Raw genomic sequence first — 20,003 nt, forward strand, 5'->3', positions numbered from 1 at the left:
CGGCGCCGGTGAGGGGCACGGTCCGCATGCGGACCGTGCCCCTCTGCCGTGCCCCGTCAGGCGCGCGGCGGGAGGGGCGGGCGGGAGCGGTCGGGTACGTCGCCGTAGCCGGGCGGGACCGCGGCCGGGTCGTGCTCCAGCAGTTCGAGCGCGAGGAACACCGCGTCGTCGAGCTGGGCGTGCCGCCCCTCGGCCCAGTCCAGCGGGGTGCGCAGGACGGCGACGTCGGGTTCGACCCCGTGGTTCTCCACGGACCAGCCGTACTCGGGGAACCAGGCGGCGTTCATCGGGACCGTGATCACCGTCCCGTCGCCCAGGGTGTGCCGGCCCGTCATGCCGACCACCCCGCCCCAGGTGCGCTGGCCGACCACCGGGCCGAGGCCGAGCAGTTTGAAGGCCGCGGTGATCATGTCCCCGTCGGAGGAGGTGGCCTCGTCGGCGAGGGCCACGACCGGTCCGCGCGGGGCGTTGGAGGCGTACGAGACGGGCTGGGCGTTGCGCGTCAGGTCCCAGCCCAGGATGCTGCGGCTCAGCTTCTCCACGACGAGTTCGCTGATGTGGCCGCCCGCATTGCCCCGCACGTCCACGATCAGCGCCGGACGCGAGACCTCCATCCGCAGGTCGCGGTTGAACTGCGCCCAGCCGGAGCCGCCCATGTCGGGGATGTGCAGGTACCCGCACCGGCCCCCGCTGATCTCGCGGACCACGGCGCGGCGCTTGGCCACCCAGTCCTGGTAGCGCAGGGGCCGCTCGTCGACGAGGGGGACCACGGCCACCCGGCGGGCCGGTCCGCCGCCCTCGCCCGCGGGCCGGAAGGTCAGTTCGACGGTGGTGCCGCCGGCCGCGGCCAGCAGCGGGTACGGGCCGGTGACCGGGTCCACGGGGCGGCCGTCGACGTGGGTGAGGGCGGCCCCCTCGCGGATGCCCGTACCGGCCAGCGGGGAGCGGGCCTTGGAGTCGGAGGAGTCGCCGGGCAGGATCCGCTTGACGGTCCACTGCCCGTCGCGGGGAACGAAGTTGGTGCCGAGCAGTCCCATGGCCCGCTGGTAGTGGGGCGGCCCCTCGTTGCGGCGGGCGGGGGCGACGTACGCGTGGGAGGTGCCCAGTTCGCCGAGGACCTCGCGCAGCAGGTCGGCGAACTCGTCCGGGGAGGCGACCCGTTCGACCAGCGGCCGGTACTGGTCCAGTACGCCGTCCCAGTCCACCCCGCACATGCCGGGCTCCCAGAAGTAGCTGCGGATGATGCGTCCGGCCTCGTCGAAGGCCTGGCGCCATTCGGAGGGCGGGTCCACCTCGTGCAGGATGCGGCGCAGGTCGAGGTAGACGGTGGAGTCGCCGTCCCCGGACTCGGTGGCGGGTACGGCCCGCAGGTCCCCGTCGTCGTTGACGACCAGTCGGCTGCCGTCCCCGCTGACGGCGAACCAGTCCAGCCCGGAGGCCAGTTCGGTCTTGCGGGCCTTGGTGATGTCGAAGTGCTCCAGGGTGGGCTTGCCGGAGGTGTCGTTCGGATTGGCGAAGGTCTCGCCGAGCGCCCCCGAGATGGGCCAGCGCAGCCAGACCAGCCCGCCGCCGGAGACCGGGTACAGCGCCGAGTACTTGGAGGCGGTCACGGGGAAGGGCGTGACGCGGTTCTCCAGCCCCTCCGCCTCCACGGTCACCGTGCCGTCGCCGGTGCCGCCCTCGCGCGGGTCCAGCCCGCCCGCGGCGGGGCGGCCGTCGGGGGACAGGGCGAAGGGGGAGGGCGTGGCGGAGGAGAGCGGGACGAGGTACGGGCGGCAGCCGAGCGGGAAGGACAGGTCGCCGGTGTGCACGTCGTAGACCGGGTCGAAACCGCGCCAGGAGAGGAAGGCGAGGTAGCGGCCGTCGCTGGTGAAGACCGGGTTCTCGTCCTCGAAGCGGCCGTTCGTCACGTCCACCACCAAGGGGGCGCCGGGGCCGGCGATCCGGGCCATCTTGATCTGGCGCAGGGAGCGGCCGATGCCGGGGTGGGACCAGGTCAGCCAGTTGCCGTCGGGGGAGAAGGCGAGGTCGGTGACGGGGCCGTTGATGGAGCGGATGAGCTCGGTGACCTGTCCGGGCTCTTCGGGCTCTTCGGGCGCTGCGGGCTCCGCGGGCTCTGCGGGCGGCTCCGGGGGCTCGTCCGCAGTCCCCTCGGCTTCCTCGTCCTCCTCCTCTGCCTCGTGCTCCTCCTCCGTCTCGTCCTCTGTGTCCGCCGTGTCCGGCTCCCGCGCGTCGATCAGCAGCAGCCGGCCGTCGTTGGAGGCCACCGCGAGCCGTTCGCCGTCCGGGTCGGAGACCAGTTCCAGTACGCGCCCCAGCCGGCCGGAGGCCAGCCGCCGGGGTTCGCGGTCGCCCGTGGCCCGGGGCAGGTACGCGATCTCGACGGCGTCCTCCCCCTCGGCCGAGGTCACGTACGCGACCTGCCCGCCGCTGCCCAGCATCTCCGGGAGCCGGACGCGGACCCCCGGGGTGTCGGCGATGGTGCGGGCGGGCCCGTCCCGGTGGGTGAGCCAGTACAGGCTGCCGCGCACGGCGACCGCGCTGGCCCGCCCGGTCGCGTCCACGCTGAGCCCGTCCACGTGGTGCGCCGCCGGGACGGAGTACGGGCGGCGGCCGGCCCGGGGGCCGCCCAGCCGGACCGGGAGCCGCCGCGGCACCGCACCGGGCTCCAGGGACTCGACCAGCCAGAGCTCCCCCGCGCACTGGTAGACGATCCGCTGCCCGTCGCTGGAGGCGTGCCGGGCGTAGAAGTCCGCGTGGTCGGTGTGGCGGCGCAGGCCGGTGCCGTCGGGGAGGCAGGAGTAGAGGTTGCCGGTGCCCTCGTGGTCGGAGAGGAAGGCGATCCGGCCGGCCGTGAACATGGGCGAGTCGAGGTGGCCTTCGAGGTGCGGCAGGAGCCGTTCGCCGTGCAGCCACAGGCGGCCGGTGGCGCCGCCGCGGTAGCGCTTCCAGGCGGCGGGCTCGTGCGGGGGCTTGCCGGTGAGGAGCAGGGTGCGGCGCTCGGCGGCGCCCTCCGGGCCGGGCGGGCCCTCGTGGACCGCGATATCGGCGACCGGGCCCCAGGGGAGGCGGCCGCCGGGGCTGCCGTCGGTGGGCAGGCAGTAGGCCCAGGAGAAGTAGGAGAAGGGCTGGCCGTGGGAGGAGACGGCCAGGATGTCGCTGCGGCCGTCCTCGCCGGGCGGGGTCCAGCCGCAGACCCGGGTGTCGGTGGAGCCCCAGTAGCTGAGCCGGCGGGCCGGGCCGCCGTCCACGGGTGCGAGGTGGACCTCGGGGTCGAGGCTGCGCCAGGTCGTGAAGGCGATGTGGCGCCCGTCGGGGGAGAAGCGGGGGTGGCCGACGCGGGTGCGGTCGACGGTGATCCGCCAGGCCCGGCCGGGCTCCGCGCCCTCGGGGACCAGGGGGGCCACCCACAGGTCGTCCTCGGCGGCGAAGCACAGCAGATCGTCGTGGAGGTGCGGGAACCGGAGGTACGCGAGGTCGTGGCTCACCCCCCCATGCTTTCCGCGGCAGGGGGGCCCGGCAACTCGTACTGGTGATCCACCTCACGCCCCGTACCTGGCCGAGTGGAAACGAAACGGTTTCGTTTCCCTGGGGGGCGGGGTACTGTCTTAGCAGTACGAAACCGTTTCGTTCGGATGGGAGTCCCGGAGATGGCCGAACCGGTCACGTCCCGGCGCAGCCGGATCACCCCGGAGCGGGAGGCCGAGCTGCACGAGGCCGTCCTCGACCTCCTGCGGGAGGTCGGGTACGAGGCGCTGACCATGGACGCCGTCGCCGCCCGTACGAAGTCCAGCAAGGCCACCCTCTACCGCCAGTGGGGGAGCAAGCCGGAGCTGGTCGCCCGCGCCATGCGCTGTACGCAGCCCATGTCGCTCAGCGAGATCGACACGGGCACCCTGCGGGGCGACTTCGCCGTGATGGTCGCCCACTCGGACGACGCCCAGATGGCCAAGGACACGGCGCTGATCCGCGGCCTCGCCCATGCGGTGCACGAGAGCCCCGAGCTCCACCGCGCCCTGCGCGAACTGCTCGTCGACCCGGAGATCACCGGTCTCCAGGGGATGCTCCAGCGGGCGGTGGACCGGGGCGAGATCGCCGCGGACCGGCCGGCGCTGGAGTTCGTGCCGCACATGCTCATCGGGGCGTTCATCGCGCTCCCGCTGATCGAGGACAGGTCGGTGGACCGGCAGTTCCTCGGCGATTTCATCGACTCCGTGGTACTCCCCGCCCTCGGCGTCTGAAGAGACGGCAAAACCCGCACGACCCGCACCACCCGCAAGACCCGAACCACAGGCACCAACCGGAACCACCCGCACCGCCCACTCCCCAGCAGGACCCACCTGACAGGCGCCGCTCTCGTCGTCGGGCGGCTTCCACACGCCCTGTTCCGCACCACGACTTGAACGGGAGTACCACCCCGTGGCTACCTTCCTCTACCGGCTCGGCAGGGGCGCCTTCAGGCGCCGCCGCCTCGTCGCCCTCGTCTGGGTGGCTCTGCTGCTGCTCGCCGGCTTCGGCGCGGGCTCCGCCGCCACCCCGACGTCGAGCTCCTTCTCCATACCCGGCACCGAGGCCCAGAAGGCCTTCGACCTGCTCGAACAGCGCTTCCCCGGCCAGCGTGCCGACGGCGCCACCGCCCGTGTCGTCTTCAAGGCGCCCGAGGGCAAGAAGGTCACCGACCCCGCCGTGAAGGCCGAGGTCGAGAGGACCGTCGAGGACCTGCGCTCGGGCTCCGACGAGGTCGCCGGCGTGGTCGACCCGTACCAGGGCAAGGCGATCAGCCAGGACGGTACGACCGCCTACGCCTCCGTGACCTACAAGGTCAGCGGCATGGAGCTGAGCGACGAGACCCGCGAGGCCCTGAAGGACTCCGGCAAGGAGGCCCAGCAGGCCGGGCTCACCGTCGAGATCGGCGGCGACGCCCTGATGGCCGTCCCGGAGACCGGCTCGGGCGAGATCATCGGCGTGATCGTCGCGGCGATCGTCCTGGTCATCACCTTCGGCTCGCTGATCGCGGCCGGGCTCCCGCTGCTCACCGCCCTGATCGGCGTGGGCATCGGCGTCTCCTCGATCACCGCGCTCGCCAGCGTGCTCGACCTCGGCTCCACCACTTCCACCCTCGCGATGATGATCGGCCTCGCGGTCGGCATCGACTACGCCCTCTTCATCGTGTCCCGCTACCGGGCCGAGCTGGCCGAGGGCCGCGAGCGCGAGGAGGCCGCGGGCCGGGCCGCCGGAACGGCCGGATCCGCGGTGGTCTTCGCCGGTCTGACCGTGGTCATCGCCCTCGTCGGCCTCGCCGTGGTCAACATCCCGATGCTGACCAAGATGGGCTTCGCCGCGGCGGGCACGGTGGTCATCGCCGTCCTCGTCGCCCTGACCCTCGTACCGGCCATGCTCGGCTTCGCCGGCAGGAAGGTGCTGCCCGCGGGCACCAAGTCGAAGCTCTTCGGCAAGGGCCGCCCGGCCGGCGCCGGGGAGAAGCCCAACGGCGGCACCCGCTGGGCCCGCTTCGTGCTGCGCCGCCCCGTGCTGGTGCTGCTGGCCGGAGTGATCGGCCTCGGCGCCGTCGCCATCCCCGCCTCCAAGCTGGAGATGGGCCTGCCGGACGACGGCGCGCAGCCGGTGTCCACCACCCAGCGCAAGGCCTACGACCTGCTGTCCGACGGGTTCGGCCCGGGCTTCAACGGCCCGCTGCTGCTGGTCGTCGACCGCAAGGACGCCCAGGACCTCGACGGCGCCGTCGACCGGGTGACCGAGACCGTCAAGAAGCTCGACGGGGTCGTCGCCGTCATCCCCGGGCAGCCCAACAAGGCCGGGGACACCACCACCGTCACCGTGATCCCGAAGGACCGGCCCTCCTCGGCGGCCACCGAGGAGCTCGTCCACGAGATCCGCGACGCCGGTGCCGGCATCAAGAAGGACACCGGCGCCGAGGTGCTGGTCTCCGGCCAGACCGCGATGAACATCGACTTCTCGCAGAAGATGAACGACGCGCTGCTGCCCTACCTGGCGCTCGTCGTCGGCCTCGCCTTCCTGCTGCTGGTGCTCGTCTTCCGCTCGATCCTGGTGCCGCTGAAGGCCGCGCTCGGCTTCCTCCTCTCGGTGGTGGCCGCCCTCGGCGCCGTCGTGGCCGTCTTCCAGTGGGGCTGGCTGGCCTCGCTCTTCGGGGTGGAGCAGACCGGCCCGATCATGAGCATGATGCCGATCTTCATGGTGGGCGTGGTGTTCGGACTGGCCATGGACTACGAGGTCTTCCTCGTGACCCGGATGCGCGAGGCCTACGTGCACGGGGAGCGGCCCGGCCAGGCCATCGTCACGGGCTTCCAGCACGGCGCCCGGGTGGTCACCGCCGCCGCGGTGATCATGATCGCGGTGTTCGCGGGCTTCATCGGCTCCAGCGAGCAGATGGTCAAGATGATCGGCTTCGGCCTCGCGGTCGCGGTGTTCTTCGACGCCTTCGTGGTCCGCATGGCCATCGTCCCGGCCGTCCTGGCCCTGCTGGGCCACAAGGCCTGGTGGCTGCCGGCCTGGCTGGACAAGCTGATGCCGAACGTGGACGTCGAGGGCGAGGGGCTGCGCAAGCACCTGGGCACCGGCGACGACCAGACCCCGGGCAAGGAGGAGCGCGAGCTCGTCAACGCCTGACGCCTGAACCGGCAGACGCCGGAACGGCCCGGAGGCCCGGACGCACCCCGCAGCGGGGGAGCGGCCGGGCCTCCGGCGCGTCAGCGTCAGCGCGTGACGGGCGTGCGCTTCGGGGCGGCGCTGCCCGTAGCCGCGTACGTGCGCCTCAGGAACCGGCGCAGGGCCGAGCTGTCGAACTGGATGACCGCCACTCCGTCAGGAGAGTGAAGCTCGACCACGGTCTGCACCCGTCCGCAGGGCCAGACCCGGACGTCCCCGCTGCCCGTGGGCGACTGGAGGCCGGTCTCCAGGAGGGTCCGCGAGAAGACCCACTCGTTCTCCGCGCCCTCGGGGGAGAGGTCCGGCGGGAAGACGATCCGTACGGCCAGGGGCTCGGCGGAGGCGAAACGGAGGGAGACGGGGACCGCGCGGTAGAGGGGGTCATCCGTGATCACCCGGGCCCGGACCCGCTCTTCGATCGACGCAGACGTCACGATCCCGCTCCTCACGCTCTTCGCCGCTCTCCGTATTTACTCCCCAATGTCGCATATACCCGCGAATTCGCTCGCAGCCTTTTCGTGATGCGGACGCTCTTGCCAATCATTTGCAGGTGGGCACTATTCTTGAGCGGTTAAGGATTTTGTGAAGAAGCGGAGCCCTCCATGCATGTGCCCGACGGATTCATCGACGCCCCCGTGTCCGTCGCCGCCGGCGTCGTGGCCGTCGGCGCAGTGGCGGTGTCCCTCAAGGGGGCCCGGCGCGAGCTCGACGAGCGGACGGCTCCGCTGGCCGGACTCGTCGCCGCCTTCGTCTTCGCCCTCCAGATGCTGAACTTCCCCGTGGCCGCCGGCACCAGCGGCCACCTGCTCGGCGGGGCCCTGGCCGCGATACTCGTCGGCCCCTGCACCGGCATCCTCTGCATCTCCGTGGTCCTGCTCATGCAGGGCGTGCTCTTCGCGGACGGCGGCCTGTCGGCCCTCGGCGTGAACATCGTCCTGATCGGCATCGTGCCCGTACTCGTCGGCTACGGGATCTTCCGCGCCCTGGTCAAGCTCCTGCCCCGCGGCCGCCGCGCGGTGACCGCGGCCACCTTCGCCGGATCGCTGGTCTCCGTACCCGCCTCCGCGGCCGCCTTCACCCTGCTCTACGGGCTCGGCGGGATCGCCGAGGTGCCGCTCGGCAAGGTGCTCGTCGCGATGGTCGGCGTCCACCTCCTCATCGGCCTCGGGGAGGCCCTGATCACCACCGCCACCGTCGGCTCGGTGCTCGCCGTCCGCCCCGACCTCGTGTACGGGGCCCGCGGCCTGTCGGCGCCCCTCAAGCTGCGGGTCGACGGCGAGCTCGTTGACGTGCCTGCCGTGCCTGCCGCGCCCGCCGCCGCCCCCGCCCGGTCCGTACGCCCCGTGTGGGCCGCCGGCCTCGCCACCGCCTTCGTCCTGGCCGGCGCCGTCTCCTTCTACGCCTCCGCCAGCCCCGACGGCCTGGAGAAGGTCGCCGCCGAGCAGGGCTTCGACGCCAAGGCCGAGGAGTACGAGCACGCCACCGCCGACTCCCCGCTCGCCGACTACGCCGTCAAGGACGTCGAGAACGAGCGCCTCTCCGTCGGCGCCGCCGGCATCGTCGGCGTGGGCGCCACCGCCCTCCTGGGCACCGGGATCTTCTTCGCCGTACGCGCCCGCCGCGAGGCCGCCCCGCTCGCCCCGCCCTCGTCGGGCACCCCCGCCGGCCAGGGGGGCTGACCACCCCGTGGGCGCCGGCCACGCGCACCGGCTCTACCGGCACGGCGACTCGCCCGTCCACCGGCTCCCGCCGCACTGCAAGCTCGCCGCGGTGCTCGGCTTCGTCCTCGTCGTCGTGTCCACGCCCCGCGAGGCGGTGTGGGCCTTCGGCGCGTACGCCCTCCTGATCGCCGGGGCGGCGGCGCTGGCCCGCATCCCCGCCGGGTTCATGCTGCGCCGGATGCTGATCGAGGTGCCGTTCGTGGCCTTCGCCCTGCTCATGCCCTTCGTCGCCGAGGGCGAGCGGGTAGAGGTGCTCGGCCTCTCGCTCAGCACCCCCGGCCTGTGGGGCGCCTGGAACGTCCTCGCCAAGGGCACCCTCGGCGTCGCCGCCTCCGTGGTCCTCGCCTCCACCACCGAGCTGCGCGACCTCCTCCAGGGCCTGCGCCGGCTGCGCCTGCCGCCCCTGCTGGTGGAGATCGCCTCGTTCATGGTCCGGTACGGGGACGTGGTCGCCGACGAGCTGCGCCGGATGTCGGTGGCCCGCCGCTCCCGCGGGTTCGAGGCCCGGGGCATCCGGCACTGGGGCGTCCTCGCCAAAACCGCCGGCGCCCTCTTCATCCGCTCCTACGAGCGCGGCGAGCGCGTCCACCTCGCCATGGTGAGCCGCGGCTACACCGGCACCATGCCCGTGATCGACGAGGTCACCGCCTCCCGCGCCCAGTGGGCCCGGGCCGCCGCCCTCCCCGCCGCCGCCCTGGCCGTCTGCCTGATGGGATGGACCCTGTGAACACCACCGCACCCTCCCTCGAAGTCAGCGGGCTGGCCTTCGCCTACCCCGACGGTCACCAGGCCCTCTTCGGCGTCGACCTGACCGTCGGGCGCGGCGAGCGGGTCGCGCTGCTCGGGCCCAACGGGGCCGGCAAGACCACCCTCGTGCTGCACCTCAACGGCATCCTCGGCGGCGGGGTCGGCTCCGTGAAGGTGGCCGGGCTGCCCGTGGCGAAGCGCCACCTCGCCGAGATCCGGCGCCGGGTCGGGATCGTCTTCCAGGACCCCGACGACCAGCTGTTCATGCCGACCGTGCGCGAGGACGTGGCCTTCGGGCCCGCCACCGCCGGACTGCGCGGCGCCGAACTGGAGCAGCGGGTGCGCACCGCCCTCGACCGGGTCGGGATGGCCGCGTACGCCGACCGGCCCCCGCACCACCTGTCCTTCGGGCAGCGGCGGCGGGTGGCCGTGGCCACGGTGCTGGCCATGGAGCCGGAGATCCTCGTCCTCGACGAGCCCTCCTCCAACCTGGACCCGGCCTCGCGGCGCGAGCTCGCCGACATCCTGCGCTCCCTCGACGTGACCGTGCTGATGGTCACGCACGACCTGCCGTACGCCCTGGAGCTGTGCCCGCGCTCGGTGGTGCTGAGCGAGGGTGTCATCGCCGCGGACGGGGCCACCAGCGAGCTGCTGTGCGACGAGGAGCTGATGCGGGCGCACCGGCTGGAGCTGCCGTTCGGCTTCGACCCGCGGGCGGTCCCGGCGCGGTAGGGCGGATCCGCCGGCTCAGACCACCGTCCGCAGGGCCCGGACCAGGGCCTGGGCGCGGGGGTCCGCGGTGACGCTCTTGGCCAGGGAGTTCGTGACGTACCCGAAGGAGGTCCCGGAGTCCGGGTCGGCGAAGCCCAGCGAGCCGCCGCGGCCGGGGTGCCCGAAGGAGCCGGGGCCCAGCAGGGGCGAGGCCGGGCCGTGCAGCATGTAGCCCGGGCCGAAGCGGGTGCCGACGAGCAGGACCCGGTCGGTGCCCGCGGCCTCCTCGGTGCGGGCCAGTTCCGCGGTCGCGGGGGAGAACAGCCGGGGCGCGTCGGCCAGGTCGCCGATCGCCGCCGCGTAGAAGCGGGCGAGCGCGTCGGCGGTGGCGATGCCGGCGGAGGAGGGCAGTTCGCCGGCGCGGTAGGCGGGATCGTTCTCGTCGGGGAGCGGGTCGATCGCGGCGAAGGCGCGGCGGGTCAGCGAGGACGGGTCCCCGTAGGCGGCCGCCACCTCGCGCCGGGGGCGCGTGCGCAGGGTGCCCGCGGCCTGCGCGGGGGGTTCGAAGGCGCCGACCCGGCCCGCACGGTGCGCCTGCTCCGGCGGCAGCCCGATCCACAGGTCGAGCCCGAGCGGGGCGGCGACCTCCTCGGCCAGCCAGCGGCCCAGCGAGCGGCCGGTGATCCGCAGCACCAGCTCGTCCAGCAGCCAGCCGAAGGTCTGGGCGTGGTAGCCGTGCGCCGTACCGGGCTCCCAGAAGGCCTCCTGGGCGGCGACCGCGCGCGGCCCCGATATCCCGTCGACGGCCTCGGCGGGGCTCAGCGGGGTGTCGAGGGCGGGGACGCCCGCGCGGTGCGAGAGCAGGTGCCGCACCAGCGCCCGGTCCTTGCCGCCCGCCTTGAACTCGGGCCAGTACGAGCCCACGGGCGCGTCCAGGTCCAGCAGCCCGCGCTCGTGGAGCAGCAGCGGGACGGCCGCGGCCACGCCCTTGGTGGCGGAGCGGACGATCTGCGCGGTGTCCCGCTGCCAGGGCCCGCCGCCCCCGTCGGCGTCCCGGGTCCCGGCCCACAGGTCCACGACCCGGCGCCCGTCCCGGTACACGGCCACGGCCGCGCCCCGGTCCCCGCGCTCCGTGAAATTGCGCACGAACGCGTCCCTGACGGGCTCGTACCCCGCCGCCACCGTGCCCCGGACGTCCACGTCCGCCCTCCTCGCCCGCTCGCCTGCACCGCAGTGCGGCGCCGCTGCGGCGCCGTCTCCCATGGTGCAACGCCCGCGGCCCGCCAGGACTTCCACGATCCCCCGCTCCGCCACCACCCGGGCCCGCAGCGAGGCGGCCGCGGGCCCGGCGCGAGCCGCCCGCGGGCCGCTGCTGCTCCATACGGCGGTCTAGACCCAGGTGTCCAGCCACATCCGGTTCCGCCAGGACTCCATGGGGAGCGTCTCGCCCGTGTAGATCGGATAGAAGTAGATGAAGTTCCACACGATCAGCAGGACCAGTACCCCGGCGCCGATGGCGCCCGCGGCGCGGCGGCGTTCTGAGGAGCCGGCGGGGCCGAGGAGGGCGCCGATCATCATGGCTACGGCCAGGCAGAGGTACGGGACGAAGACCACGGCGTAGAAGTAGAAGATGGTCCGCTCCTGGTAGTTGAACCAGGGCAGGTAGCCGGCGGCCACCGCGCAGACGATCGCGCCCGCCCGCCAGTCCCGGCGGAAGGCCCACCTCCACAGCACGTACAGGAGGGCGAAGCAGGCCGTCCACCACAGCAGCGGGGTGCCGAGGGCCAGTACCTCGCGGGCGCACTTGGCGGTCTCGGTGGCGGGGCAGCCGTCCGCGCCGGGGGCCGGGGACTCGTAGAAGTAGGAGACCGGGCGGCCCAGGACCAGCCAGCTCCACGGGTTCGACTCGTAGGTGTGGCCCGAGGTCAGGCCCACGTGGAACTTGTACACCTCGGTCTCGTAGTGCCACAGGCTCGTCAGCCAGTCCGGCAGCCAGGACACCCCGCCCTGCTTGGCCGACCAGTCGCGGAAGTAGCCGCCCCTGCCGGTGTCGGGGCTGAGGATCCAGCCCGTCCAGGAGGCCAGGTAGGTGGCCAGGGCCACCGGTACGGTCGAGAGGAAGGCCGGCAGGGCGTCCCGGCGGAGCATGGCCGCGTACGGGGCGCCCGCGCCGGCCACCCGCCGGGCGGAGGCGTCCCACGCCACGGTCAGCAGGCCGAAGAAGGCGAGGACGACCAGGCCGTTCCACTTCGTGCCGAAGGCCAGGCCCAGGCAGACCCCGGCCAGGATCCGCCAGGGGCGCCACCCCAGCCGCAGGGTCTCCGCGATCCGCGCGTCGGGCCGCGACCGGCCGTCCCCGTCCACCGGCAGGGCCGCCGCGAGCCGTTCGCGGGCCTTGTCGCGGTCCACGAGCAGCGCCCCGAAGGCCGCCAGGACGAAGAACATGAGGACCAGGTCGAGCAGGGCCGTGCGGCTCATCACGAAGTGCAGCCCGTCCACCGCCAGCAGGGCGCCCGCCAGGCAGCCCAGGAAGGTGGAGCGGAACAGCCGCCGCCCGATCCGGCACAGCAGCAGCACCGACACGGTGCCCAGCAGCGCCGTCATGAACCGCCAGCCGAAGGGGTCGAAGCCGAACACCCACTCGCCGAGGCCGATGACCCACTTGCCCACCGGCGGGTGCACCACGTACCCGGGGTCCACGGGCAGGCTGACCCCGTCCGGGTTCGCGATGATCGACTTGTCGATGTCCTTGGGCCAACTGGCCTCGTAGCCCTGCCGGATCGTGGCCCAGGCGTCCTTGGCGTAGTACGTCTCGTCGAATATCACCGCCTTCGGGCTGCCCAGGTCCACGAACCGCAGCACCCCGGCCACCAGCGCCACCAGCAGCGGACCCGCCCACGCCAGCACCCGCTGGAGCGCCGCCGCCGAGGCCGCGGACACGCCCAGGGCCGACCAGAGGTGCGCGGACGGCTGCGCGTACGGCGGCACGAGACGGGTGCGCACGTCCGCGCGCCCCGCGGCCGACGGGGTGTAGCCGAAGCGGCGCAGCCGGCTCGCCCAGGCGGGCGGCTCTTCGGCGCCCGGGGGTCCGGGCGGAGCCCCCGCGGGGCCGGTGGGGGAGGTCGCTGTACTGGTCACCGGGTCATCGTAGGGAACGCATCTGTGCGATTCAGGTGATCGGGGCTGCGAGGATGGTCGGGTGACTGAACAGCAGCCTTCCGCCGCCGGCTCCGCATCCGGTGCCGGGGTCCTCGTCCTCGCCGGCACGCCCATCGGGGAGATCGGCGACGCCCCGCCCCGGCTGGCGGTCGAGCTGGAGACCGCCGACGTGATCGCGGCCGAGGACACCCGGCGGCTGCGCGGGCTCACGCGCGCCCTCGGCATCCACACCTCCGGCCGGGTCCTCTCGTACTTCGAGGGCAACGAGTCCGCCCGCACCCCCGAGCTGGTCGAGGCCCTGGAGGGCGGCGCCCGGGTGCTGCTGGTCACCGACGCCGGCATGCCCTCGGTCTCGGACCCCGGCTACCGGCTGGTCGCGGCCGCGGTGGAGAAGGACATCAAGGTCACGGCCGTGCCCGGGCCCTCCGCGGTGCTGACCGCGCTCGCCCTGTCCGGACTGCCCGTGGACCGCTTCTGCTTCGAGGGCTTCCTGCCGCGCAAGGCGGGGGAGCGGCTCGGGAAGCTGCGCGAGGTCGCGGACGAGCGGCGCACCCTCGTCTACTTCGAGGCCCCGCACCGGCTGGACGACACCCTCGCCGCGATGGCGGAGGTCTTCGGCGCGGACCGGCGGGCCGCCGTCTGCCGCGAACTGACCAAGACCTACGAGGAGGTCAAGCGCGGCGGGCTCGGCGAGCTGGCCGCCTGGGCCGCCGAGGGGGTCCGCGGCGAGATCACCGTCGTGGTCGAGGGCGCGGCCGAGACCGGGCCCGCCGAGCTCGACCCGGCGGAGCTGGTGCGGCGGGTGCGGGTGCGGGAGGAGGCGGGGGAGCGGCGCAAGGAGGCCATCGCGGCCGTCGCCGCCGAGGCGGGCCTTCCCAAGCGGGAGGTGTTCGACGCCGTCGTCGCGGCAAAGAATGCGGAACACAAGGTGCCATAAGCCGGTAAAGGGCTAACCTGAAAAGCAAAGCTTAGGCCGCGCACCGGGCGCTTTGGGCATGAACTGTCCAAAGGCGGTCCAATACTCGACAGGGCCTGATGCGCTCCCGCCGGAAGAGGCGTCCACTGGCAAGTGTCACCAGCGGACCAGAGGAGCTGGCATGAGTGAGATCGCAGACACCCCCGTTCCCGCCCCCGCCGCCCCCGGCGCGGGCACCGTCCACGAGGCGTACTCCTTCGCGTGCATGAGGTGCGGGTACGGCTGGGAGCAGTCCTACGAGATCCAGCACCACACCGACGGCCGCGGCCAGCCCTTCATCGTCTACACCGTGAACGGCGAGCGGGTGCCCTCCCCGCTGTCGCGGCCCACCTGCATGAACTGCGGCGGGCACGTGGTGCGGATCATGCGGGCGGGGCAGGTCTCCTCCGTCGACGCGGTGGTCGACCGGCTCTTCCACCACCGGATCGCCCCCGGCATCGCGGGCCCCGTCCCCTCCACCGGGGACGACCGCGGCCGGCGGCACGGCCGGCACCACCCCGACGCGGGCCCCGAGGCCCACGACGCCCCCGGGCCGGTCGCGGTCACGGAGGCCGAGCCGGCGGGCCCCCCGGGGCTCATGGCCCGGATCAGGGGCGTGTTCCGGCCCGGCGGCTCCTCATAAGATCGGCCTATGAGCTCTTCCAAGGACGCCCCGCCGCCGCTGCCCGAGCCCCTGCGGGTGGCGGTGGCCGACTCCCACACCCACCTGGACATGCAGGGCGGCACGGTCGAGGAGGCCCTCGCCAAGGCCGCCTCCGTCGGGGTGGACGTCGTCGTCCAGGTGGGCTGCGACGTGAAGGGCTCGATGTGGGCCGCCGAGACCGCGGCCCGGTACGAGAACGTGCACGCGGCCGTCGCCCTGCACCCCAACGAGGCTCCCCGCATCGTGCACGGGGATCCCGACGGCTGGTCGCGCCAGGGGGCCCGGCCCGGCGGCGGGCAGGCCGCCCTCGACGACGCCCTCGCCGAGATCGAGCGCCTCGCCGCCCTCCCGCAGGTCAAGGCCGTCGGCGAGACCGGGCTCGACTACTTCCGCACCGGCCCCGAGGGCATGGCCGCCCAGGAGGCCTCCTTCCGCGCCCACATCGAGATCGCCAAGCGGCTCGGCAAGGCCCTCGTCATCCACGACCGCGAGGCCCACGCCGACGTGCTGCGGATCCTGCGCGAGGAGGGCGCCCCCGAGCGGACCGTCTTCCACTGCTACTCCGGGGACGCCGAAATGGCCCGCGAGTGCGCCGCCGCCGGGTACTACCTGTCCTTCGCCGGGACGGTCACCTTCAAGAACGCCCAGGGGCTGCGCGACGCGCTCGCCGTGACCCCCCTGGAGCGGATCCTGGTCGAGACGGACGCGCCGTACCTGACGCCCGCCCCGTACCGCGGACGGCCCAACGCCCCGTATCTCATTCCGATCACGGTGCGGGCGATGGCCGCCGCCCGGGGCACCGACGAGGACTCCCTCGCCACCGCCCTCGCCGCGAACACGGCCCGCGCCTTCGCCTACTGAGGCCGCCGCGGGGTCCGTGGCGGCCCGCCGCCGGGTCCTGCGGGGGCGGACGGCACGACGCGCGCGTGACCGGGGCGTGACCGGGCGCACCGCAGAGTCCGTACGCAGCGTAGTCGTGCCGCTTTGTTGCGTGACCGGTGCTCCGCTAGTCTCCCCTGCCCGAACCACCAGGGAGCGAGCGTCGTGAGCGAAACGCAGGGCAGCCACCGGGCCTCCGGACGCCGACGGGCGGTCCCCGGTACGGGACCGGCCACCGCCGCCGCTCCCGTACCGGAGCAGGGCGGACCCCCGCCGCCCGCCGCCGGACCCGCCCCGGGCACCGGGCGCCGCCGCCGCGGGGCGGCCGTTTCCGGCGGGTCGCCGTACGCGGCGGGGGATCCGTACGGGGACGGGGATCCGTACGGGTACGGCGGGGGTGGCGGCGGTGGTGCGTACGGCGCCGGTGACCCCTACGGCGCCGGCCCCGGTTCCGGCTACGGGCCGGAGGCCGACGGGTACGGAGCGGGTCCCGGGTACACGGTGGTGGACGCCTACGCGGGCGGGGGCGGGTACGCGGACGACGGGCCGTACGGCGGCTCCCCGTACGGGGGCGCGGGCCTCCCGTACGAGGGCGCGCCGCAGGCGGACCCCGGGTACGCGGGCGCGCCGTACGCCCCAGGTGCCCCCTACGGGAGCGGCTCCGACCACGGCGGGGCGGCCCGCCACGCAGCCGCCACCGCAGCCGCGACCGCGACCTCTTACGCAGGCGGTGCCGCGGACCCGTACGCAGGCGGTGGTCCAGATCCTTATGCAGGCGGTGCCGGGGATCCGTACGCGGACGGTGGCCCGGATACGTATGGAGGAGGGACTGCGGATCCGTACGCGGACGGTGGTCCGGACCCGTACGACCCGTACGCCCCCGACCCGTCCGCCGCCGCCCCGTACGGCGACGGCGGGGCCTCCCCCGCCGGCTCCGGTGGCGCCCCCGCGGACCCCGCCGGCGACCCCGTCCCGGCCTCCGGTCCGGAGGGCGGCGGGGCTCCGCCCCCGGGCCGGGCGGCCCGCCGCCGCCAGGGGGCCCGGACCGGCCGCGGCAGCCGGAGCGCCCGGGCCGAACCGTCCGGCCGGGCCACCCTCCCGGACCAGGACCCCCCCGACCCCCGGGACCGCCGGGACACGCGCGACCGGCGCGACCGCAGGGACGGGCGGGACCGGTCCGCGGCTCCCACAGGCCTCGCGGACCGTGCCGACCTTGCAGGTCTCACGGACCGTGCCGACCTTGCAGGTCTCACGGACCGTGCCGACCTCGCAGGCCTCACGAGCCTCATGGATCCCGCAGAACTCGTAGACCTCGTAGACGTAGCAGCTCCCCCGGACCTCCTCACCGACCCCGCCGGTCCCGCCGACCCCGCCGGTCAGCCCGCGGGGCCCGCCCAGCCCGGCTCCGCGGGACGGCCCTCGCCGGCCGCCCCGCCCGCCCGGGCCCGACGGCAGGGTTCGCGGGGCCGCCCGGCCCGGCAGTCCCGACGCTCGCCCGGCGCGGACAGCTGGCGGCGGATCGTCCCGCAGGCCCTCGTCGTCGCCTTCCTCGCCGGCGGCACCACCGCCTTCGTCGCCACCGACAAGGCCGTCCGCCTCACCGTGGACGGGGTCCCCCGCAACCTGCACACCTTCGCCGGCGGCGTGGACGAACTGCTCGCCGCCGAAGGCCTCGGCGTCGGCGACCACGACCTCGTCTCCCCCGCCCCCGACGCCGCCCTCTCCGACGGCGACGAGGTGGTCCTGCGCTACGGCCGCCCCCTCCTCCTCACCCTCGACGGCAGCCGCCGCCAGGTGTGGACCACCGCCCGCACCGTGGACGGCGCCCTGCGCCAGCTCGGGGTCCGCGCCGAGGGCGCCTACCTCTCCGCCTCCCGCTCCGCGCCGATCTCCCGTCGCGGACTCGCCCTCAGCGTCCGCACCGAACGCACCGTCACCTTCATGGCCGACGGCCGCGAACGCACCCTGCGCACCAACGCCGCCACCATCCGCGAGGCCCTCGAACAGGCCGGGATCACCCTCCACGGCGAGGACACCACCTCCGTGGCCCCCGACTCCTTCCCCCGCGACGGCCAGACCGTCACCGTGCTGCGCATCACCGGCTCCCGCGAGGTCCGCGAGGAGCAGATCCCGTACGACATCGAGCGGATCAAGGACCCGTCCGTCTTCGCCGGCACCGAAATCGTCGAACGGGCCGGCCGGCCCGGCGCCCGCCGGGTCACGTACGCCCTGCGCACCGTCAACGGGGTCCGCCAGAAGCCCCGCCGGGTCACCGAGGAGATCGTCCGCACCCCCGTCACCCAGGTCGTCAAGGTCGGTACGAAGCCCCTGCCGACCTCCGTGGCCGGTGCGGACGGGCTGGACTGGGCCGCGCTCGCCCAGTGCGAGTCCGGCGGGCGGCCCGGGGCCGTGGACCCCTCGGGCACGTACGGGGGCCTGTACCAGTTCGACCCGGGCACCTGGCGGGGGCTCGGCGGCAGCGGCCGGGCCCAGGACGCCAGCGCCAGCGAGCAGACGTACCGGGCCAAGAAGCTCTACGTGCAGCGGGGGGCGAGTCCGTGGCCCCACTGCGGCCGTAGGCTTTACCGGTGAGCACCGCACCGCAGCCCGAAGAAGCCGCAGCCCCCGAGGCCCCCGACAGCCCGTCCGAGGCCTCCGACGCCCTCCTCGGGCCCGCCGACATCCGTGAACTGGCCACGGTCCTCGGCGTGCGCCCGACGAAGCAGAAGGGCCAGAACTTCGTCATCGACGCCAACACCGTGCGCCGCATCGTGCGCACGGCCGGGGTGCGCCCCGACGACGTCGTGGTCGAGATCGGGCCCGGACTGGGCTCGCTGACCCTGGCCCTGCTGGAGGCCGCCGACCGGGTCACCGCCGTCGAGATCGACGACGTCCTCGCGGCCGCGCTGCCCGCCACCATCGAGGCCCGGCTGCCCGCGAGGAAGGACCGCTTCGCGCTCGTGCACTCCGACGCCCTGCTGGTGCAGGAGCTGCCCGGCCCGGCGCCGACCGCGCTGGTCGCCAACCTCCCGTACAACGTGTCCGTACCCGTGCTGCTGCACATGCTCGACCGCTTCCCCAGCATCGAGCGGACCCTCGTCATGGTGCAGTCGGAGGTCGCCGACCGGCTCGCGGCCCGCCCGGGCAACAAGGTCTACGGCGTGCCCTCCGTCAAGGCCAACTGGTACTGCGAGGTCAAGCGCGCCGGAGCCATCGGCCGCAACGTGTTCTGGCCCGCGCCCAACGTGGACTCCGGGCTCGTCTCCCTGGTCCGCCGGGCCGAGCCGGTGAAGACCACCGCCACCAAGGCCGAGGTCTTCGCGGTGGTCGACGCGGCCTTCGCGCAGCGCCGCAAGACCCTGCGCGCCGCCCTGGCCGGCTGGGCCGGCACCGCGGCCGCGGCCGAGACCGCGCTGGTCGGCGCCGGGATCTCCCCGCAGGCCCGCGGCGAAGCCCTCACCGTCGAGGAGTTCGCCCGCATCGCCGAGAACAAGCCCGCGCCGGAGAAGGGCGCCCTGTGACCGCCACCGCCCCGGGGACCGGCGCCGCGCCCGCCCCCGTCACCGTCCGCGTGCCCGCGAAGGTCAACGTGCAGCTCGCGGTGGGCCCCGCCCGCCCCGACGGCTTCCACGACCTCGCCAACGTCTTCCTCGCGGTCTCCCTGTACGACGAGGTCACCGCGACCCCCGCCGCCCCCGGCGCCGGGGTGTCCGTCACCTGCTCCGGCCCGTACGCCGACCAGGTGCCCCTCGACCGCGGCAACCTCGCCGCCCGGGCCGCCGAACTCCTCGCCGCCCGGCACGGGATCGACCCCGACGTGCACCTCCACATCGCCAAGGACATCCCCGTGGCCGGCGGCATGGCCGGGGGCAGCGCCGACGGCGCCGGCGCCCTGCTGGCCTGCGACACCCTGTGGGGCCTTCGCACCCCCCGCGCGGACCTCCTCGACATGTGCGCCGAACTCGGCAGCGACGTCCCCTTCAGCCTGGTCGGCGGGGCCGCCCTCGGCACCGGCCGCGGCGAGCACCTCACCGGGCTGTCCGCCGGGCCCTTCCACTGGGTCTTCGCCCTCGCCGACGGCGGGCTGTCCACCCCCGCGGTGTTCCGCGAGTTCGACCGGCTCGCCGCCGACCGCGCGGTCCCCGCGCCCCAGGCCTCCCCGGCCCTCCTCGACGCCCTGCGCGCCGGGGACCCCGACGCGCTGGCCGCCGTCCTCACCAACGACCTCCAGCCCGCGGCCCTCTCCCTGCGCCCGCAGCTGGCCGGCACCCTCGCCGCCGGACTCGGCGGCGGCGCCCTCGCCGCCCTGGTCTCCGGCTCCGGCCCCACCACCGCCTTCCTGGTCCGCGACCCGGAGTCCGCCGCCAAGGTCGCCGCCGCCCTCGAAGCCTCCACCACCTGCCGCACCACCCGCACCGCCACCTCCCCCGCCCCGGGCGCCACGGTCCTCCCGGGCTGAGCCCCCGCGTACTCAGGCCGG

At 74.5% G+C, this 20,003-nt stretch carries 15 protein-coding genes; 11 read left to right on the forward strand and 4 right to left on the reverse strand.

The window, feature by feature from the left end; all coding sequences use genetic code 11:
- Positions 1–56: 56 nt before the first annotated feature.
- A complete protein-coding gene (locus ACZ7JZ_RS06630) occupies positions 57–3,488 on the reverse strand; it encodes a S41 family peptidase (protein WP_470933902.1) in 3,432 nt (1,143 codons plus the stop codon).
- Between the two features lie 162 nt (positions 3,489–3,650).
- Here ACZ7JZ_RS06630 and ACZ7JZ_RS06635 point away from each other — a divergent pair, with 162 nt between their 5' ends.
- Entirely contained in the window at positions 3,651–4,241 is a 591-nt protein-coding gene (locus ACZ7JZ_RS06635; RefSeq protein ID WP_470933904.1) for a TetR/AcrR family transcriptional regulator, read from the forward strand.
- Between the two features lie 178 nt (positions 4,242–4,419).
- Positions 4,420–6,648: an MMPL family transporter gene (locus ACZ7JZ_RS06640; RefSeq protein ID WP_470933906.1), complete on the forward strand. Its 2,229-nt coding sequence runs from the start codon at positions 4,420–4,422 to the stop codon at positions 6,646–6,648.
- A gap of 86 nt (positions 6,649–6,734) precedes the next feature.
- On the opposite strand, the gene ACZ7JZ_RS06645 is transcribed toward ACZ7JZ_RS06640, so the two are convergent.
- Positions 6,735–7,121, reverse strand: a complete 387-nt coding sequence (locus ACZ7JZ_RS06645) for an SsgA family sporulation/cell division regulator (protein WP_470933908.1) — start codon at positions 7,119–7,121, stop codon at positions 6,735–6,737.
- Between the two features lie 168 nt (positions 7,122–7,289).
- Here ACZ7JZ_RS06645 and ACZ7JZ_RS06650 point away from each other — a divergent pair, with 168 nt between their 5' ends.
- Genes ACZ7JZ_RS06650 through ACZ7JZ_RS06660 form a run of 3 tightly spaced genes read left to right on the forward strand, consistent with a single transcriptional unit; the run spans position 7,290 to position 9,887 of the window.
- Entirely contained in the window at positions 7,290–8,366 is a 1,077-nt protein-coding gene (locus ACZ7JZ_RS06650) for an energy-coupling factor ABC transporter permease (RefSeq protein ID WP_470933910.1), read from the forward strand.
- Between the two features lie 7 nt (positions 8,367–8,373).
- Positions 8,374–9,135, forward strand: a complete 762-nt coding sequence (gene cbiQ, locus ACZ7JZ_RS06655) for a cobalt ECF transporter T component CbiQ (RefSeq protein WP_470933912.1) — start codon at positions 8,374–8,376, stop codon at positions 9,133–9,135.
- Positions 9,123–9,887 (forward strand): energy-coupling factor ABC transporter ATP-binding protein, encoded by a 765-nt coding sequence (locus tag ACZ7JZ_RS06660; protein ID WP_470933914.1) that lies wholly within the window; start codon positions 9,123–9,125, stop codon positions 9,885–9,887. The genes cbiQ and ACZ7JZ_RS06660 overlap by 13 nt, the downstream gene beginning before the upstream one ends.
- Positions 9,888–9,902: 15 nt before the next feature.
- On the opposite strand, the gene ACZ7JZ_RS06665 is transcribed toward ACZ7JZ_RS06660, so the two are convergent.
- Together ACZ7JZ_RS06665 and ACZ7JZ_RS06670 are read right to left on the reverse strand one after the other, a co-directional pair.
- The gene (locus tag ACZ7JZ_RS06665; protein ID WP_470933916.1) at positions 9,903–11,129 is read right to left on the reverse strand and encodes a serine hydrolase domain-containing protein; all 1,227 of its coding nucleotides are present in this window, start codon (positions 11,127–11,129) and stop codon (positions 9,903–9,905) included.
- Between the two features lie 126 nt (positions 11,130–11,255).
- The gene (locus ACZ7JZ_RS06670) at positions 11,256–13,004 is read right to left on the reverse strand and encodes a dolichyl-phosphate-mannose--protein mannosyltransferase (RefSeq protein WP_470933918.1); all 1,749 of its coding nucleotides are present in this window, start codon (positions 13,002–13,004) and stop codon (positions 11,256–11,258) included.
- 61 nt (positions 13,005–13,065) lie between these two features.
- Between ACZ7JZ_RS06670 and rsmI the strand changes: the two genes are divergently transcribed.
- From rsmI to ACZ7JZ_RS06700, 6 genes are all read left to right on the forward strand, one after another.
- Positions 13,066–13,962, forward strand: a complete 897-nt coding sequence (gene rsmI, locus ACZ7JZ_RS06675; protein ID WP_470933920.1) for a 16S rRNA (cytidine(1402)-2'-O)-methyltransferase — start codon at positions 13,066–13,068, stop codon at positions 13,960–13,962.
- A 160-nt stretch (positions 13,963–14,122) separates the two neighbouring features.
- Complete coding sequence (locus tag ACZ7JZ_RS06680) at positions 14,123–14,623, forward strand: hypothetical protein (RefSeq protein WP_470933922.1); 501 nt, start codon at positions 14,123–14,125, stop codon at positions 14,621–14,623.
- Between the two features lie 9 nt (positions 14,624–14,632).
- On the forward strand, positions 14,633–15,505 hold the full coding sequence (locus tag ACZ7JZ_RS06685) for a TatD family hydrolase (protein ID WP_470933924.1): 873 nt from the start codon (positions 14,633–14,635) through the stop codon (positions 15,503–15,505).
- 1,305 nt (positions 15,506–16,810) lie between these two features.
- Positions 16,811–18,115, forward strand: a complete 1,305-nt coding sequence (locus tag ACZ7JZ_RS06690; RefSeq protein WP_470934194.1) for a ubiquitin-like domain-containing protein — start codon at positions 16,811–16,813, stop codon at positions 18,113–18,115.
- A complete protein-coding gene (gene rsmA, locus ACZ7JZ_RS06695) occupies positions 18,112–19,044 on the forward strand; it encodes a 16S rRNA (adenine(1518)-N(6)/adenine(1519)-N(6))-dimethyltransferase RsmA (protein ID WP_470933926.1) in 933 nt (310 codons plus the stop codon). The genes ACZ7JZ_RS06690 and rsmA overlap by 4 nt, the downstream gene beginning before the upstream one ends.
- Positions 19,041–19,982 carry a 4-(cytidine 5'-diphospho)-2-C-methyl-D-erythritol kinase gene (locus ACZ7JZ_RS06700; RefSeq protein ID WP_470933928.1) on the forward strand — a complete coding sequence of 314 codons (942 nt, stop codon included), beginning with the start codon at positions 19,041–19,043 and terminating at the stop codon, positions 19,980–19,982. Before rsmA ends, ACZ7JZ_RS06700 begins: the two co-directional genes overlap by 4 nt.
- Positions 19,983–20,003: the final 21 nt, after the last annotated feature.

The sequence above is a fragment of the Streptomyces sp. NPDC038213 genome, from assembly GCF_055600495.1.